At 71.9% G+C, this 17,532-nt stretch carries 13 protein-coding genes; 2 read left to right on the top strand and 11 right to left on the bottom strand.

Annotation, left to right across the window (positions count from 1 at the left end; genetic code table 11):
- Nucleotides 1-68: 68 nt before the first annotated feature.
- The 4 genes from ACIA47_RS29465 to ACIA47_RS29450 all read right to left on the bottom strand — a co-directional run bounded on the left by ACIA47_RS29465 (nt 69) and on the right by ACIA47_RS29450 (nt 5,322).
- Nucleotides 69-2,543 (bottom strand): ABC transporter permease, encoded by a 2,475-nt coding sequence (locus ACIA47_RS29465; RefSeq protein ID WP_396711568.1) that lies wholly within the window; start codon nt 2,541-2,543, stop codon nt 69-71.
- Nucleotides 2,544-2,690: 147 nt separating this feature from the next.
- Complete coding sequence (locus tag ACIA47_RS29460) at nt 2,691-3,356, bottom strand: response regulator transcription factor (RefSeq protein WP_112587120.1); 666 nt, start codon at nt 3,354-3,356, stop codon at nt 2,691-2,693.
- A complete protein-coding gene (locus ACIA47_RS29455) occupies nt 3,353-4,573 on the bottom strand; it encodes a sensor histidine kinase (protein ID WP_396711567.1) in 1,221 nt (406 codons plus the stop codon). The genes ACIA47_RS29460 and ACIA47_RS29455 overlap by 4 nt, the downstream gene beginning before the upstream one ends.
- 41 nt (nt 4,574-4,614) lie before the next feature.
- On the bottom strand, nt 4,615-5,322 hold the full coding sequence (locus ACIA47_RS29450) for a DUF305 domain-containing protein (protein WP_203120246.1): 708 nt from the start codon (nt 5,320-5,322) through the stop codon (nt 4,615-4,617).
- 138 nt (nt 5,323-5,460) lie between these two features.
- Here ACIA47_RS29450 and ACIA47_RS29445 point away from each other — a divergent pair, with 138 nt between their 5' ends.
- On the top strand, nt 5,461-6,906 hold the full coding sequence (locus tag ACIA47_RS29445; protein WP_396711566.1) for an LVIVD repeat-containing protein: 1,446 nt from the start codon (nt 5,461-5,463) through the stop codon (nt 6,904-6,906).
- A gap of 155 nt (nt 6,907-7,061) precedes the next feature.
- Nucleotides 7,062-8,273, top strand: coding sequence for an SLC13 family permease (locus ACIA47_RS29440; RefSeq protein ID WP_396711565.1), 1,212 nt, complete (start codon nt 7,062-7,064; stop codon nt 8,271-8,273).
- A 4-nt stretch (nt 8,274-8,277) separates the two neighbouring features.
- Here ACIA47_RS29440 and ACIA47_RS29435 read toward each other — a convergent pair whose 3' ends face one another.
- The 7 genes from ACIA47_RS29435 to ACIA47_RS29405 form a co-directional block, all read right to left on the bottom strand.
- The gene (locus ACIA47_RS29435; RefSeq protein ID WP_112638618.1) at nt 8,278-9,105 is read right to left on the bottom strand and encodes a MerR family transcriptional regulator; all 828 of its coding nucleotides are present in this window, start codon (nt 9,103-9,105) and stop codon (nt 8,278-8,280) included.
- 61 nt (nt 9,106-9,166) lie between these two features.
- Nucleotides 9,167-10,756 carry an asparagine synthetase B family protein gene (locus ACIA47_RS29430; protein WP_396711564.1) on the bottom strand — a complete coding sequence of 530 codons (1,590 nt, stop codon included), beginning with the start codon at nt 10,754-10,756 and terminating at the stop codon, nt 9,167-9,169.
- A gap of 4 nt (nt 10,757-10,760) precedes the next feature.
- Nucleotides 10,761-11,729 (bottom strand): DUF5715 family protein, encoded by a 969-nt coding sequence (locus ACIA47_RS29425; RefSeq protein WP_396711563.1) that lies wholly within the window; start codon nt 11,727-11,729, stop codon nt 10,761-10,763.
- A gap of 335 nt (nt 11,730-12,064) precedes the next feature.
- Nucleotides 12,065-12,862 (bottom strand): isocitrate lyase/phosphoenolpyruvate mutase family protein, encoded by a 798-nt coding sequence (locus ACIA47_RS29420; RefSeq protein ID WP_396711562.1) that lies wholly within the window; start codon nt 12,860-12,862, stop codon nt 12,065-12,067.
- A complete protein-coding gene (locus tag ACIA47_RS29415; RefSeq protein ID WP_396711561.1) occupies nt 12,859-13,893 on the bottom strand; it encodes a cytochrome P450 in 1,035 nt (344 codons plus the stop codon). The genes ACIA47_RS29420 and ACIA47_RS29415 overlap by 4 nt, the downstream gene beginning before the upstream one ends.
- Before the next feature lie 72 nt (nt 13,894-13,965).
- Nucleotides 13,966-14,709 carry an ArsR/SmtB family transcription factor gene (locus tag ACIA47_RS29410; protein WP_396711560.1) on the bottom strand — a complete coding sequence of 248 codons (744 nt, stop codon included), beginning with the start codon at nt 14,707-14,709 and terminating at the stop codon, nt 13,966-13,968.
- A gap of 84 nt (nt 14,710-14,793) precedes the next feature.
- Nucleotides 14,794-17,442 (bottom strand): hypothetical protein, encoded by a 2,649-nt coding sequence (locus ACIA47_RS29405; protein ID WP_396711559.1) that lies wholly within the window; start codon nt 17,440-17,442, stop codon nt 14,794-14,796.
- Nucleotides 17,443-17,532 lie beyond the last annotated feature (90 nt).

The raw sequence follows: 17,532 nt of genomic DNA, 5'->3' as shown, positions 1-17,532 counted from the left end.
CGGGACCGGCCGGCGGATGTCCGTCCGGTCACCGGGGTCAGATTCGGCCGGACCGGACCGCGTCCGGGTCACTGGTCGGCGAGCGCCTCGACGACTGGGCGGGACAGCGCTCGGCGGGCCGGCAGCACCGAGGCGAGCAGGGCGGCGAGCACCGCGACACCGAGGATCAGCCCGAGCTGGCCGAGCGGCAGCACCACGTGGAAGTCGCCGCCGAGGCGGTCCAGCAGGGCCATCGTGGATGCGCTGACTCCGGTGCCGAGCCCGACCCCGAGCACCGCGCCGACCAGCGCCATCAGCACCGCCTCGACGGCCAGCACCGCGCGCATCCGCCCTCGGGTGAGCCCGACCGCCCGCAGCACGGCGTTCTCCCTGGTCCGTTCGACCACCGACAGGCTCAGGGTGTTCGCCACGCCGACCAGGGCGATGACCACGGCCAGACCGAGCAGCGCGGTGACGAAGGCGAGCAGCATGTCCACAGTGCCGGTGAGCATTTTCTTGTAGGCGCCCTGGTCCATCAGGTTCACCGTCGGGTAGCGGCCCAGCACCGCGGTGATCGCGTCGCGGGCGCGCTCGGGGCTCACCCCGGCGGTGGGATCGATCTCGGCCAGGTAGCCGCGCTGGGCGGGGAAGAGCGCGGCGAAGTCCTGGTCGGACAGGTCGATGACGTGACCCGCTGGCACCTGACCGCCGGGGGTGTCGTCGGTGACCACGGCGGCCACCCGGAACGACTTCCCCCGGACGGTCACCGGGGAGCCGACCTGCCAACCGCGGGCCCGCGCCAACTCGCGGTGCACCAGCACCTGCCCCGGCGCGACCCGCTCGGCGTCGCCGGCCAGCACCCCGCTCAGCGTCCGGCCGACCAGCGCCGGGTGGGCCGCGCGGATCTCGACGTCGTCGACGACAGTGCTGCGCTGCTCGTGCACCACACCCAATTCAGGACGGGAGGCGAGCTCACCGACGAGCGCGGCCGGCAGGTCCTGACCGATTCCGCTGACCACGAAGTCCGTCCCGATCTGGGCGTCCACGCTGCGTTCGATGCCGTCCTTGGTGCTGCGCGCGCCGACCATGAACGCCGACACCAGTCCGATACCGATCACCAGCGCGGTGGCCGTCGCGGCGACCCGCCGTGGATTGCGCACCGTGTTGCTGACCGCCAGCTCACCGATGGTGCCGAGCACTCGTCGGACCGGCCAACCGAACACCCGGGCCAACGCGGGGACGAGCACCGGCCCGAACAGCACGATCCCGAAGAAGGTGAGCACCCCACCGACCGCCACCAGTAGCAACTGACCGGCGCTGGCGGCGCCGGCCAGCGCGGCCACACCGACGGCGAGGACCACCGCGCCGATGCTCAGCCGAACCCGACCGGCACCCTGGCTGGGCTGCACCGCGGCGTCGGTGAGCGCGGCCACCGGGGCGATCCGCGTCCCCCGCCAGGCCGGCAGCAGGGCGGCGCACACGGTGAGCCCGGTGCCCAGCAGCAGGCCGGTGAGCACTGTCGAACCGGTCACGGTCAGCCCACCGGTGACCGGCACGTCCAGTCGGGACAGCAGCAGCCGCAATCCGGCGGCGAGGGCCACCCCGAGCAGCACCCCGAGCGCGGAGGCGACCAGCCCCAGCACCGCCGACTCCAGCAGTGTGGACCGGAAGACCTGTCCCCGGGTGGCGCCGATCAGGCGCAGCAGCGCGGTCCGTCGGGTGCGCTGGGCCAGCACGATCGCGAAGGTGTTGGCGATCACGAAGCCAGCCACCACGATCGCGACCCCCACGAAGATCAACAGCAGCATGCGGAACTGCTCCACGTTGCGGACCGCGTCCTCCACGGCCTCGTCGAGGATCTGCTGGCGACTCTTCACTGTGGCTTCGGCGCCGGACACCGCGCGTACCTTCTCGGTCAGCGCCGCGACGTCGGCGCCCGGTCGGGCCGCCACCATGATCCGGCCGTAGCCGCGCTCGCCGGTGAGGGCCAAGGCGTCCGGCCCGACCAAACCGACGAACGGACCGCCGACGTCGCGGGCGGTGCCGGCCACGTCGACGGTGCCCACCAGGGTGTACGGGCGGGCCGCCCCGCCGGTGGCGCCGATCCGGACCGCCGCGCCGAGCCCGAAGCCCTGCTCGGCCGCTGTCGGCGCGTCGAGCACCACCTCCCCGGCCCGGTCCGGCAACCGGCCGGCCACCACGTCGTACGAGCGCAGCGCGTCCTCGGTGGGGATGGCGACGAGCATGGTGAAGCCGAGCACCGGCCGACCGTCGGCACCGACGATCCCGGCGGTGTTGGTCAGCTCACCGGCGGCGGCGGCCACCCCGTCGACCGCCCGCACCTGGTCGACCAGTGCCGGGGGCAACACCTCTTGGCCGGCCGAGTAGACCCCCAGGTCGGTGTGGCGGTCGAAGGTGCCGGCCCGCTCGTACGCGCCGGCCCGCATCCCGTCCACGAAGATCATCGTGCCGGCGACGAACGCGACGCCGAGCACGACGGCGAGCGCCGAGAGCAGCATGCGCAGCGCCTCGGCGCGCAGCGAACGCAGGGTCAGGCGGATCATGCGGGGCTCCCGGTGCAGGTGGCGGATCGGACCCCTCCGACGCTATGGCCGGCACCGGTCTGTCGATCTCCACCTGCGCGCTCGACCTGCGTGCGCCCCGGGTCGCGGTGCGGCCACCGGCCGCTACGACCCAGGTCGTACGCGGTGTCATCCGCCGGGCGTGACCAGCCCGCTCTCGTACGCCAGGACCACCGCCTGGACCCGGTCGCGCAGCTGGAGTTTCGCCAGGATCCGCCCGACGTGGGTCTTCACCGTCGCCTCGGCCACGTGCACCCGGGCGGCGATCTCCGCGTTGGACAGCCCCTGGGCGACCAGCAGCAGCACCTCCCGTTCCCGTTCGGTGAGCTGCGCGAGTCGAGGGTCGGCGCTCGGGGCGGCGCCGAGCTGCCCGGCGAACCGGTCCAGCAGGCGTCGGGTGATCGACGGAGCCACCACCGAGTCGCCCTGGGCCACCACCCGGATCGCGGCCAGCAGTTCCTCCGGCGGGACGTTCTTGAGCAGGAAGCCGCTCGCCCCGGCCTGCAGCGCCGCGAACGCGTCCGCCTCGGTGTCGAAGGTGGTCAGCACCAGCACCCGAGGGCCACCCTCGGGCCGCTCGGCGCAGAGTCGACGGGTCGCCTCCACCCCGTCCATGGTGGGCATCCGGATGTCCATCACGACCACGTCGGCCTCGGTGCGGGCGAGCACCCGCAGGGCGTCCGCACCGTCGATCGCCTCCCCGACGACCTCCAGGTCGGGCTGGGACTCCAGCACCATCCGGAAACCGGCGCGGACCAGCGCCTGGTCGTCCACGATCACTACCCGGACCGTCATGCCGCGATCACCTCCGTTGCCGGCTCTGACGGTAGCGGCAGCCGAACCTCGACCTGCCAGCCCCCGGTCAGCCGGGGACCGGCGGTGAGGCTACCGTCGTACACCGTCACCCGCTCCCGCATGCCGAGCAGGCCGTGACCGCCGGACGGGGCCGGGCTGACCAGCGGGCGGCCGCGACCGTCGTCGACCACCCGGACCATGACGGCCTCGGCGGTGTACGACAGGACGACCTCGACGCCGGCGCCGACGCCGGCGTGCTTGAGCGCGTTGGTCAACGCCTCCTGCACCACCCGGTAGACAGTCAGCTCCAGGCCCGGCGGCAGGGCCGGCGGCGCACCGGTGACGGTGCTGCGAACGTGCAGACCGGCGTCGTCGAACCGGGCCAGCAGGTCGGGCAGCTCGGCCAGCGCGAGGCGTCGGTGCTCGGGGTCGGCCGCCACCGCCAGACCGTCGGCCCCCACCGCGCCGGCCGGGCCGGCGTCGCGCAGTACGCCGACCAGGCGGCGCATCTCCTCCAGTGCCTGCCGGCCGGTGTCCGCGACCACCTTCACGGCGGTACGCGCCTGGGCGGGGTCACGGTCGAGCATGAACCGGGCCCCGTCCGCCTGGACGATCATCACGGCCATGCTGTGGGCGACCACGTCGTGCAGCTCACGGGCGATCCGGGTGCGCTCCTCGGCGACCGCCGCCCGGGACTCGGCCTCCCGCTCGCGTTCCAGGGTGGTGGCCCGCTCCTCCAGGCTGAGCACGTAGAGCCGGCGGGTCCGCACATTCAGCGCGACCAGCCACACCGCCCCGGTGACCAGCGCGTACCACAGCGCGGTCGCCCACCACTGGATGACGTTGGGGGTCTGTGCGGCGGCCAGCAGCACGCCGACGGCCGCGACCGCACCGGCCACTACGCCATCGCGCAGCCGCCGGCCGTACTTCACCACGCTGTAGAGCGCGATCAGGACGGCCACGTCGTAGATGAGCGGACCCCAGCGGGCGATCACCTGGATCAGGGCGAGCGCCGCGACCGCCACGGTCACCGCGCTCGGGTGGGTGCGGCGGAACAGCAGCGCCACCGCCATTCCCAGGCCGACCGCCGTGGCCGCCCAACCCCCCGGCTGGTTCACCGCCGCGGCCAGGGAGACGAGGACCACCAGCGCGGCGACGGCCACGTCGAAGGCGACGCCGCGCAGCGGGCGACCGAACAGGGTGCGTCTCACGGTCACCCAGCGTACGTGTCCGGGACGCTCGCGCCCCGCGCCCCGGCTCAGCCGCCGAGGACCTCGCGCATGCGGTCGATCTCGACGGTCTGCTCGGTGGCGACGGAGTTGGCGAACTCGTTGAGCGTCAGGTCGGAGCCGACCGTGAGCAGGTTGGTGGCCATCTCTATGGCGCCCTGGTGGTGCTCGGTCATCATCCGGACGAAGAGCCGGTCGAAGTCCGCGCCACGGGCCGCGGCGAGCTGTCGCATCGCCTCGGGCGACTGCATGCCGCGCATGGTGCCGTGGTCGTGCCCCTGCACCTCCGCCGGGAGGCCACGGGTTTGCAGCCAGCCGCGCATCATGCCCATCTCCGGCCCCTGGCTGGCTCGGATGCGCTCGGCGATGGCCCGGACGTCGGGGTCGGCGGCCCGGTCGGGGGCGAGCTCCGCCATCGCCAGGGCCTGCGCGTGGTGCGGGATCATCATCCGGACGAACCAGACGTCCAGCGAGTTGTGCGGGGCGGGACCGGCGTCACGGACCTCGTGCGCCGGGCGGGTGGCCGCCGTCTCGCCCGGACGGCCGGGCGCGATGACGGTCAGGTCGGTGGGGACGGGGCTGGCCGTCGGCGACGCGGCGGAGGTGGCGGGCGCGGAGACCGGCTTCGGTGCGCTCGTACCGGTGTCGCCGTCGAGGCGGATCACCATGAACACCACCAGCGGCAACACGAGAGCCAGTGTGACGACCGCCAGGGTGCGTGCGCGCCGGTTGGTCATGGGCCACTCCCTGCAGTCGAGGTCACCGCGATGCTATCCATTGAAGAACCCACTTTCATGTGATCCAGCTCACATCGACGTTCTTCGTCGGGCGGTAACGTGTCAACCATCGTCTCCCCCTTGCGAAGGGCCCCGCCGATGATCAGATTCCACAAGCCACGGTTACGACAACTGCGTGTCGTGGCACTCGCCACGACCGGCCTCCTCGTCGCCAGCGCCCTCGTCGCCCCGGCGAGCAGCGCCCAGACGGTGCCGCAGGCGGCCCCGGCCCCCGCGCTCACCAACACGATCCCGGGCGTCGACGAGATCGTGAGCAGCCCCAACCTGCGCCAGATCGCGAACGTCCCCAAGGTCGCCCCACTGGACGCGACGAACAGCGACATCGCCTTCCAGGGCAAGTACGCGTTCGCCGGCAACTACAACGGCTTCGTCATCTACGACATCTCGCGGCCCAGTGCGCCGACGGTCAAGGCCCGGGTGCTCTGCCCGGGGTCGCAGAACGACATCTCCGTCCACGGTGACCTGCTCTTCCTCTCCACCGACTCGTCGCGCAGCGACGACTCCTGCAACAGCACCACGCAGGGAGCGAACGTGAAGGGCTCGTGGGAGGGCATCAAGGTCTTCGACATCAAGGACAAGGCCAACCCGCGATACATCAAGTCCGTCGAGACGGCCTGCGGCTCCCACACCCACACCCTGGTGCCGGGCAAGGACCGCAAGGCCATCTACCTGTACGTCTCGTCGTACAGCCCGCGGGCCGAATTCCCGGACTGCCAGCCGCCGCACGACTCCATCTCCATCATCAAGGTGCCGGTGAAGAAGCCGACCGACGCGGCAGTGGTCGCGACGCCGAACCTCTTCCCGGACGGCGGTTTCCCCGGCAGCCAGACCGGCTCGGCGACCACCGGTTGCCACGACATCACCGCCTACCCGTCGAAGGACCTGGCCGCCGGTGCCTGCATGGGTGACGGCATCCTGCTCGACATCAAGAACCGGGAGGCCCCCCGGGTCATCAACCGGGTCCGGGACGAGGTCAACTTCGCGTTCTGGCACTCGGCCACCTTCAACAACGCCGGCACCAAGGTGATCTTCACCGACGAGCTGGGTGGTGGCGGGGCGGCGACCTGCAACGAGACCGTCGGCCCGAACCGCGGCGCGGACGCCATCTACGACATCGCCGGCCGCGGCAACGCCCGGACGATGACCTTCCGCAGCTACTACAAGATCCCCCGGGCGAACGCCGACACCGAGAACTGCGTGGCGCACAACGGCTCGCTGATCCCGGTGCTCGGCAAGGACATCATGGTCCAGGCGTGGTACCAGGGTGGCATCTCGGTGTTCGACTTCACCGACTCGGCCAACCCGAAGGAGATCGCCTTCTGGGAGCGCGGCCCGCTCTCGGCCGACACGTTCGTCGGCGGCGGCACCTGGTCCGCGTACTACTACAACGGCCACATCTACTCGAATGACATGGTGAAGGGCCTGGACGTTCTGGAGCTGAACGACTGGCGTACCTGGTCGGCCAAGCTGACCCGCTACCAGGAGCTCAACGTGCAGACCCAGCCCAGCTACCTGGGCTGGTAGGCACCACGCACCACACCGGGCCCGGTCTCCGATCTTCGGGGGCCGGGCCCGGCGCGGTGCGACGCCAGGCTCGTCGGCGGCGGGCACGGTGGGGCCCGTCACCAGGGCGGGGGCTGCGAACCGGCTGGCCAGACGCTGTGCCAACGTGAACAGACGTGACAGTTGCCGCCCCGCCCGAACCGACCACGCGTCGGCGGCCCCACCCCCTGGACCTGGTGGCGGCCGTCCTCGTCGTGATCGGGTCGGCCTGCGCGCTGAGCGGGCTGCTCCCCCGCGCGGAGACCACCGCCACCCTGCACCGGATCCTGCCGCTGCTGCTGTTCCTCGGCACCGTGATCGTGCTCGCCGAGCTGACCGCCGTGGCCGGTGTCTTCGACGTGCTGGCCAGCCGACTGGCCATCGCCTCCCGGGGCCGGTGGGCCGTACTCTTCCTGCTCTGCGGTGGTCTCGCCACGCTGACCACCCTCGTGCTCAACCTCGACACCACCGCCGTGCTGCTCACCCCGGTGCTGCTCGCGCTGGCCCGGAACCTGCGGATCCCCGCCGCCCCGCTCGCCGTCACCACGGTCTGGCTGGCGAACACCGCGAGCCTGCTGCTGCCGGTGTCCAACCTGACCAATCTGCTCGCCGCCGACCGGGTCCGGCTGGCACCTCTGGCGTACGCGGCTCGGATGGCGTTGCCGCAGCTCGCCGCCGTGGCGGTCACCATGGCCCTGCTCTGGTTCGGGTGGTGGCGGCGGGATCGACCCGCCGCTGGGCGCTTCATCCCGCCGACCCGGCACGTGCCGGCCGACCCGGTGCTGCACCGTACGGCGCTCGCCGGTTGCCTGATCTTCGTCGCCGGCATCCTCGCCGGCGTGGAGATCGAGATCGCCTCCACCGTCGGGCTCGCCCTGGTGCTGGTCGGATTCCTGGTCCGCTCCCCCGCCACGCTGCGCCCGGGTCTGGTCCCGGTGCGCCTGCTGTTCTTCGTCACCGGCCTGTTCCTGGTGGTGCAGACCCTCGGCCGGCACGGGTTGGACGACCTGGTCGGCACCCTGGTCGGCGCCGACGGTGGTGCGCTGGGTGCCCTGCGCGCCGGTGGCACCGGAGCGCTGCTCGCCAACGCGGTGAACAACCTGCCCGCCTACCTGGCCGGCGAGTCGGTACTGCCGACCGGTGACCACACCCGCCTGCTGGCCCTGCTGATCGGCACCAACGTCGGCCCGCTGGCCGCCCCCTGGGCGTCACTGGCCACCCTGCTGTGGTTCGAGCGCTGCCGGGCCACCGGGGTGGCGGTGCCGGTGACCCGGTTCGTGCTGACCAGCACCCTGCTCGCGGTCGCCGCGACGTTCGCCGCGGTCGGCGCGCTGCTCCTGGTGAGCTGAGCGCTCAGTCGCGGTACACGGCGACCTGAAGTTCGGTGACGCCCTTCTCCGGGGTGTCCGGGCAGTAGTCGAGGTAGACCTCCCGGGCGAAGCCGTCGGTGCGGTAGCCGTTCTCCTCGATCCACCGAGCGAGCGCCTGCATGCTCGGCTCGACGTCGTCCATCGCACCGTGATGGATGATCGTCGCGGCGTTGCGCAGCTCCGGCAGGTCGCGCACCGTGACGTCGGGCGCCGCGGACGGCTCGGCGTCGACGAGCACACCGGCGTGTACGACGACAGCGTCGCCGCCCGGGTCCGCGGGCTCGTACCAGGCGATGCCCGGCCCCGTCGGCGTGATCCCGGCGGCGGCCAGCCGGCGGAACAACTCCGGGTAGAGCGGCTGGATCACCGGGCCGATGTCCTCGCCCTGATAGCTGGGCGCGACGGCGGTCAGCTCCGCGACGCGGACCGGCGCGATCTCCTTGAGGACGACGTCCTGGGTGGTCATCCGACCCTCCGACTCGATCATTCGGAGCCTCGCCTCGACGGCCGTGAGCCGGGCCGTGTCGGCGGCCAACTGTTCCGCCAGCTGGCTCCGGCGCAGCCGGAGCATGCCGCGCAGCTCGGCCACGTCGACGGCGTCGTCGACGATCGCGCGCACCTGTTCGAGGGTGAGGCCCAATTCCTTGAGGGCGATCACCCGGTTGAGCCGGCGCAGCTGGTCGGCGCGGTAGAAGCGGTAGCCGGTGTGCGGGTCGACGCTGGCGGGGGGCAGCAGGCCGATGCTGTCGTAGTGGCGCAGCATCCGCACCGAAACCCGGCCGAGTCTGGCGAAGTCTCCGATGGTGAACATGGTCCCCTCACACTCGTCCCTGACACCGTGTCAGTGTCAAGCGTGGTGTGCGGGGCGGCCGTCAGTGGCGGGCGGGGCGCGGGCCGACCAGCCGGCGGACCACTGGAGCGGCGTTCCACTTGGCCGCGCCGACCAGGTCGCGGGCGTGCTCCAGGACCGTGTAGTCCGGTCGGGTCAGCCCGTCGGCGATGGCCCGGTCCAGGTCGTTGCCGCAGCGGCTCAGCACGGTGTCGAAGTCCCGACGGACGGGCTCCTGCAGGTCGTAGCCGAAGGAGCGGTGCAGCCGGGCGAAGAGCGGCTTGTACAGCCGGACCCGCTCGTGCAGCCCCGACGAGTACGACATCGGGTTCTTCGGACGGCGGAGGATGTAGTCGGGCAGCACGTCGGCGAACGCCCGTCGGACGATCCACTTCTCCTGCCCGTGGCGCAGCTTCAGATCCACCGGCAACCGCATCGCCAGCTCCACCACGCTGAGGTCGAGGAACGGCACCCGGGCCTCCACGCCGTGGGCCATGGCGGCCCGGTCGACCCGCTGCAACTCGGTGCGGCACAGGTTGCGGATCCGGTGCAGGAACAGCCTGCGGGCCGCCGCCGGGGCGACCTGGTGATACATCGGGTACCCGCCGAACAGCTCGTCGGAGCCGTCGCCGGTCAGCACCACCTTGATGCCCAGGTCACGGAGCCGCCGGAAGATCGGCACCGAGACGACCGCGTTGATGATGTCGCCGTACTCGGTCAGCTCGGAGATCCGGATGGCCTCGCGGACGTCGGCGAGCCGGATGTCACGCGGTCGCAGCTCGACCACCACGTGCGGTACGTCGAGGTCGGCGGCGAGCCGCCGGGCGTACGCCACGTCGGGGCTGTCGGCCACGCCGACGGTCACCGCGACGCAGTCCGGGTGGATGTCGCGCACCTGCCGCAGGGTCAACGAGCTGTCCAGCCCACCGGAGAGCACCACCCCGACGGTCAGGTCGGTCTCCACCCGCATCCGGATCGCGTCGCTGAGCGCGGCGCGGACCAGCAGCGCGGCCTCGTCCGGGTCGTCGATGACCGGCAGGCCGTCGCCGATGGTGAGCAGGTCGACGTACGGGCTCAGTCGCACGTGCCCGTCCGCCTCCGCCCAGCCGTGGTGCCCGGGCGGCACCTCCGCGATCGGGGCGCCGTGCCCGACGAGCGCCTTGACCTCGGAGGCGAGGTGCAGGCAGCCGGGTCTACGGGACCAGTACAGCGGTTTGACCCCGAGCGGGTCGCGGGCCAGGTACGCCCTGCCGGTGGCCCGTTCGACGACCGCGAAGGCGTACTCACCGCGGAGTCGGGTCACCGCCGCCTCGCCCCACTGCTGGAACGCGGCGAGCAGCACCTCGGTGTCGCTCTCGGTGCGGAAGGCCTGCCCCAGGCGGGTCAGCTGCGCCCGCAACTCCCGGTAGTTGAAGATCTCGCCGTTGAAGCAGAGCATCCAACGCTCGTCGGTCGACGTCCACGGTTGCACCGCCCGGTCCCGGTCGACGATCCGCAGCCGGCGGGTGCCGGCGAGCAGCCCGCTCTCCGACCGGGTCTCGGTGACCTCACCGCGCGGGGCCAGGGCGGCGAGCATCCGCCGGAAGGTCGCCGGGTCGGCCTCCGGGCCGATGCTCAACGCGATGCCGCACACCGGCTCAGATCCCCATCTCAGCCTCGTACGCCCGGCGTAGGCGACGCCGGGCGGTCGGCGCGAGACACAGGTGCCAGGCCTGCCCCTCGTCGATCAGGTTCAGCTCACCGGCCTCCTGCCGGCTCAGCAGCAGCTCCGCCAGGGCCTCGCGCGCGCCGAACCGCTCGAACCAGGCCAGCTCGACGTCGGCCGAGTAGCCGAGGCAGTGCCCGCTGGGCAGCATCGCCGCGTAGCCCAGGCGGCGCAGCCGGTACTGGTGCTCGGCGCTGCGGACCAGGCTGGTCACCCAGAGCGGCGGGGTGGCCGGCGGCGCGACGGCGGTGAACTCCCGTCCGATGTCGTTGAGCAGCGCCACCACCTCGCGCCGGGCGCGGCGGAACAGCAGCCCCGCGGTGCGCGGGGTGGCGTCGGGTCGCAGCCGGCGACGCAGCCCGCGGGCGGCGCGGCCGAGCATCGTGGCGGGCTGCTCCTGGTAGCGGAAGCGCAGCAGGTCGCGGCGGCGCAGCCACTCCAGGTCGACCAACTCGGGGCTGCCGTTGACCTGGTCGTCGGTGACGAAGGTCGGCGCGTCCTGCCACCACAGCACGTCGATGCGGGAGAGCAGGTAGATCCGGACCAGTGCGCTGAGGTCAGTCGCGGAGGTGCGGTCGTTCGGTTGGTAGCGGGCCATCTCCAGCAGCAACGTCTCGCGCGCGCCGATCAGCCCCTGCGGGGTGGCGTCGAGGACCGCGGCGAGCGCCGGCTCCCGCAGCCGCTCGTCGACGAGCACCTGCCGGGCCCGGGTGCTCGCCGCGTCGGCCAGGGCGCCGACCTCGACCACCAGTTCGGCGACGGCGGCCCGGTAAGCGGGCAGGTCGGGAGCGGGGGCGGAAACGCGGCGGGGGGTCGCACCGGAGGGTCGGCGGCGGGCCGGAGCGGTGGGCGACGGAGGCGAACCGGGTTGCTGTCCCGGGCTACGGCTGGGCACTCGCATGACGGGTCCCTCTCTCCGGTCACGACACTGGGTGGTTCGCCCTGAAACACACCGTAATCATCGGGACCGGAACGGACCGAACGATCCTCCTATTTACCCCCTAACGGAGCGTGAACGACGCACCGGGGTGATCCTTGGGTTTGGCGCTTTGGAGCTGATGTCGCCAACGAATCAACGCCGCCGGCTTCGCAAGCGGGACCGTGATGCCACACAAGCGGGCGGAGATGTCGCCACACAGGGGGCCGTGATGTCACAAACGATTCAGCCCCAAAGGCACCGTTCAGCCCAGGCCAGACCCCGCCCGGCAACCAGCGCCGGAGCGTCGGCGGCCACCGTCAGTCGCCGTCCGTCCGCACCAGGGCCTGCACCTCGGCGTACGACGGCAGTCCCGCAGGTGTGGTGGGCCGGCCGTCGCGGATGGCGGCGGCGGCGGCAAGCGCGGCATTCAGCGCGGCCCGGAACAGCAGCGATCCGGTGCTGACCCGGGCCACCCCGGCCCCTCCCAACTCAGCCAGCCCCGGCCCGCCCGGCTGGTACAGGGCGTTCACCGGAGCGTCGATCCGCTCGGTGAGGACACGCAGGGTGGCCAGGTCGACGGTCCCGGGCACGAAGATCCCGTCGGCACCGGCCACCCGGTAGGCGCGAGCACGAGCGAGGGTCTGCGGCAGTGGGTCGTCCACCCCGAGCCACCAGGTGTCGGTGCGGGCGTTGACGAACAGCTCCGGCACCGCCGCCTTCACTGCCACGATCTTGGCAGCGGCGACCTCGGTGTCGGCGAGGGTGCCATCGGCGCGCCCGTCCTCCAGGTTGATTCCGACCACGCCGAGCCCGGCCAACTCCGCCACGTACTCGGCGACCTCCGCCGGGTCGTCGCTGAAGCCACCTTCCACGTCCACGCTGAGGAGCACTGGCAGCCGAGCCAGCCGGCGGGCCAGGGCGAGGGTCTCCGCCGCGGTGGCCGCGACGCCGTCGGGAAGGCCGGCGGTCGCGGCGACCCCGAGGCTGGTGGTGCCGATGGCCGGATGTCCACGCGCGGCGAGCGCCGCCGCCGAGGCGTGGTCCCACGCGTTGGGCAGCAGCAGGGGACGACCGGCGCGGTGCAGGGCGTGGAACGCGGCACGACGTTCGCTCATCGGACGCTCACCTCCAGAGTTGTCGGCACCCGCAGGGTCGGGTGCGGCTCGTGGCGCACCGGGGTCGGGCCGCGCCGGCTGCGTTCTCGCAGCACGTCGAGCACCCCGGTGGCCAGCGCCAGGGCGTGCCGGTCGCCGGGGCAACCCCGCTCCCCCGTCCCGAAGGTCAACAGCCCGGCACCGGGACGACCGGGCTGGAACGTCGCGGGCTCGGTGAACGCCCGCGGGTCACGGTTGGCCGCGTCGAAGCGCAGCAGCACCGGACTGCCCGCCGGCAGATCCTGCCCGCCCAGCCGTACCTCGTCGACGGTGACCCGTCGGGTGGCCCGGACCGGTGGGTCGAGGCGCAGCACCTCGGCCAGCAGGTCGGCGGTCCGTGCCGTGGCCGCCGCTCCCGGGACGGCCGGGGGCAGCAGGTGATGGGTGGCGGCGCCGATCAGGCCGGCGGTCGCGTCGCACGCCTGGACCAGCAGACCGATCAGGTTCGCCCGTACCTCCGACGGACCCTGCGGCGCGAGTGCCAGCAGCGCCGTCACCGCCTGGTCGGCCCGCGCGGTCAAGGCCGGGTCCACCCCCGGATGGTACGCCGCCGCGACGACCGCGACCGCCGTCCCGGCGGCTGCCGGATCAGCGAAACCGAGGCGATCGGCCAACGCCCGCAGCGGAACCGGCCGGGCCAGTTCCCGCATCACGTCGACGCGGTCGCCGGCGCGGTCGAGAACAGCAACTGTCAGCCGCGCCGCGTCGTGTCGCAGGTCGTCCGGGTCCAGCGAGGCCAGCGCGCTCACCGCGACCGCCCGACGGTCGGCGTGCCGTCGCGGTGGACTGAACCGGCTGACGGTGGTGCGCAGCCAGGCGAGGGTGCCGGGCGAACCGGTGTCGACGGCCGGTACCTGGAATGCCGGGTCGGTCAGCGCCGCGCTCACGTCGGCGTGCCGGGTCACCCACCAACCGCGTTCCGGTTCGAACGAGGGCGGCCCACACGCCGGTGTTCCCGGGGCGGGCGCAATGTGCGGCCAGTTGTCAGTCACCGCCCGACCGTAGGGCGCGAACCGTTCGCCCCACACCGAACGATGCCGCCGCGTTCACCCGCTGCTCGCCGGTCAGGCGCGGCCGCTCGTGGGCGGCGGGGCTGCCGGCGGGTCGAGGGTGTGTTCGGGGATGGACAGGGCCGCGGCCAGGCCGGGGCGGCCGGTGGGAGTGAGACGGACGGCGCGGCCGGTGCCCTGGCTGACCCAGCCCAGGTCGGTGAAGCGGCGGCAGAGCGCCGCGCCGAGCGCCCCGGCCAGGTGCGGGCGGCGTTCGGTCCAGTCCAGGCAGTCTCTGACCACCGGGCGGCGGGCGGCGCGCAGCACGTCAACGGGTACGCCCAACCCGGCCGCCCAGGCCCACCCGTCGGGTGTCAGCGCCAACCCGCTGGACCGGTCGAGTCGGCGCTCGGCCAGCAGCGCGTCGTACATCAGCACGCCCAACCGCCCGGCGAGGTGGTCGTAGCAGGTTCGGGCGTACGCCAGGGAGGCGCTGGCGGTCACCGCGCGCAGCGACCCGGTCGGTGCGGGCGCGGCCGGAGCGTGCCCGGCCAGGTCCTCGATGAGCTGGGCCACCGACGGCCCGGCCAGTCGCAGGTAGCGGTGCCGGCCCTGCCGTTCCTCGACGAGCAGGCCACCGCGGACGAGTCGGGTGAGGTGGTCGCTGGCCGTCGACGGGGCGACACCGGCGCGCCGGGCCAGCTCACCGGCGGTCCACGCCCGCCCGTCGAGCAGCGCCAGGCACATTCCGGCGCGGGTGCCGTCGGCCAGCAACGCCGCCAGCTCGGCCATCCCCCGACCGTCGGTGCCAACGCTCATCACGCCAGTCTAGGTACTGCTGAACAGCGACCTGGGGGCCTCCGTCACGTGGACGGCGGCCCTCAGGGCTGGTGGTGCCGGGGCTCAGCCCTTCGGCGTCGGAATCAGGTGCGCGGCGAAGCTGACCGCGGACGGGTTCACCTTCGCTGCCGCCATCCCTCCGGGGGCGGCGAACCGCCGGTCCAGCGCGATGGTGGTGTTGTTCCGGTTGCGGTAGACCACCACGAAGCCAACTCCACCGCTGTTCTGGATCTGCGCGATCGTGGGATCGGTGGCGGCGGTGGCGGCGGTCGGGTCGCCCGGGTTCTCGTAGAGGCGCAGCCATTCACCCCAGGTGCCCGAGCCCTGCTCGGTCTCGTACACCCGGTACATCTCATTGTCGGGTCCACGGGCGACAACGGCGATCCGGCCCAACGCCGGGTCGACAATCGCGGCCGGGGAACCGGCAGCGGTGAACGTGCCCACCGTCTGCCAGGTGGTCGGCCAGGCGCCACCCAGTTCCTGCTTCTTCATCACCAGCGAACCGTCGGCCGCACGCGCCACCACAGCGGTGCGGGGGCCCTGGATGAGGAAGGCAGCCGGCACGCCTGTCACGTTTCCGCCCAGGTCGGTCCAACCGGTGAGTGCCCCGTCGGTCGAGTAGAACGCGGTCTTGATGGTGCCGGTGCTGGTCGTGGCGACCAACTGAATCCCGGTGTCAAGCGCGAGAGTGGCGAAGCCACCGGCGAGGTCGACGTCACCGAGGCTCTTCCACGACGCACCGGTCCCGGTCTGACGGTAGTGCCACAGGCGACCGTCGGCGTCCACCGCGAAGATCACGCTGCTGCCGTTGGCGAGAGTGACCGCGACAGGCGGGGCTGCCATGGTTCCGCCGTAGTTCCCGGTGGTGCCCCAGGTCGCGGCGTTTGCCACCGTCTGGGCACCGGCCCAGACCGTACCCGTGGTGTGCAGGACGCTGATCTGCATCTGCTTGCTGGCGCCCAGCACGTTGAGTGCGGGCTGTCCGGTGAACGCCTCCGCGCCGAAGAGGGGGGTGTGCTGGACGCTGGCGAAGTCGTCGGGGTTCGCCTGGTGGACGACCCGCACCTGACCGGTGTTGTCAGTGTGCGCGTAAACGATGGTCCCGAGCGCGCTGCCGTCGCTCGGCTCTCCCTGCCTCGCCGCCGACCGAGAGAAGGATTGCACCGGCAGGAACGGAAGCGGGTCGGCGAACCAGCCCTGCAGGTCGACCAAGATGTGCGCAGTACCGCCGCTGACGTTCTTGATCCGAACTTTCCCCTCGGTGCCCAGCTTGGTCACCACGAGGCTCGATCGGGTGTTGTTGAGCCCGGCGGGGAAGTCGGCAGTCGAGGTGGGGTTCGGAGTGCCGTCAAGCGGCGTGACGGTGAGATAACCGGCGGCCGCGGGACCGACCACGTGCACGTTGAGGACGGCGGCGGCGATGCCGCGAGTCGGCAGGCCGTTGGTGCCGCCCACCCCGACGTCGACGGAGCCGCCCGCGGGCACCGCCTGGGCACCGGTGGGCAAGCGGCTGTCGTACAGCCTTGTCGCCGGGATCGGACGCAGACCCGCGCCGGTGGTCGGGCTGCTGGTCCAGTACCCCTGGACCGTGATGGCGACGTGCACGGCGGGCCCGCGAGCCTCCAGTTGCACGTTACGGCTGCCATCGGAGCTGAGCTTGACCGCCATCACCATGGACGTGGTGGCCTTGACGTAGTCGATGCCGACCTTCGCGGTCGCGCTCGACCCGACCGTCACCCAACCGTTGCCGGTTGAACCTGTCACCACCACGTCGAGCATGACCGCCTTCGCGGTGCTGGGCACCAGCCCGCCACCGGAAAGGTTGGCGGTGCGGGTCCCGCTGGTGGGCAGGGTGCCGGTGGCGATCCCCAGTCCTACTCGGCTGTCGACCACCCGCGTGTGGTTCACCGGCACGAAGCCAGAGCCGACGCTGCCCGTGGCGGTGGTGTAGTAGCCCGCCACGTCCACTTTGATGTGCAGACTGCCGGTCAGGTTGTAAACCGCAATCTTGCCGTTCGCACCCGGCTTGACCACCACCGAGTTGGTGATCACCTCGCCGACCGCGGCATTCAGCTCCGAGGTCGTCCGGCTCGTCTGGTCCGGGTAGACGGACAGGAACGTGTTGGCGGTCGGGCTGATCGCCGTCACGTCCACCATCAACGCGCTGACGCCGCTGGACGGGATACCGCCGATGCCGACGGCGTTGAACGTGGTGACGGACTTGGCGCCCCGGACACCGGTAGTGCCGCCCGTGCCGTCCCGGGTGTCCAGGAGGGTCACGCTGTCGATCGGTACGTAGTCACCACCCCTGCCCGCGGCGTCGGCGTGGGCTGGGGTCGGCGAGACAACCATTGCCAGCACGATACCAAGGGCAGCTAATCCACTGCCGACACGGGCGCGCAAACGTGAGGTTAATAATTCTTTCATGCAAATTCCTCCTAGAGGAAGCAACGGCGAAGGTGGTCGGAAACCGTGCGGAATTCTCATCGTTTCAGCTGCAAGTTCTGGCGACTCCTTTCCAGATTCCCGATAAGCGTCGCCGACTCCGGAGGGAGCGCGGGACCAGACTTGAACTGCCACCTCTCCCACCAACCGTGCCGCTCCAACTACATCCACCAGTCCACGATCTTCGGAGAGTGCATTCAACAAGCCGGCCAGCGGTGTGGCCAACTCGCGGTCAATCACCTCCGGCAGACTGTCGAAGTAGCTCATGTCATCCGTGAAGATCAGGTCTATGAGTTCTCTCGCTAATTGCAGAAACTCTCGGACGCTCGGGGGCCTCCGTCACGTGGACGAAGGCCC

This window comes from Micromonospora sp. NPDC051227 (assembly GCF_044455385.1).
Lineage (GTDB): Bacteria > Actinomycetota > Actinomycetes > Mycobacteriales > Micromonosporaceae > Micromonospora.
This window is presented reverse-complemented; position numbering and strand designations above follow the sequence as displayed.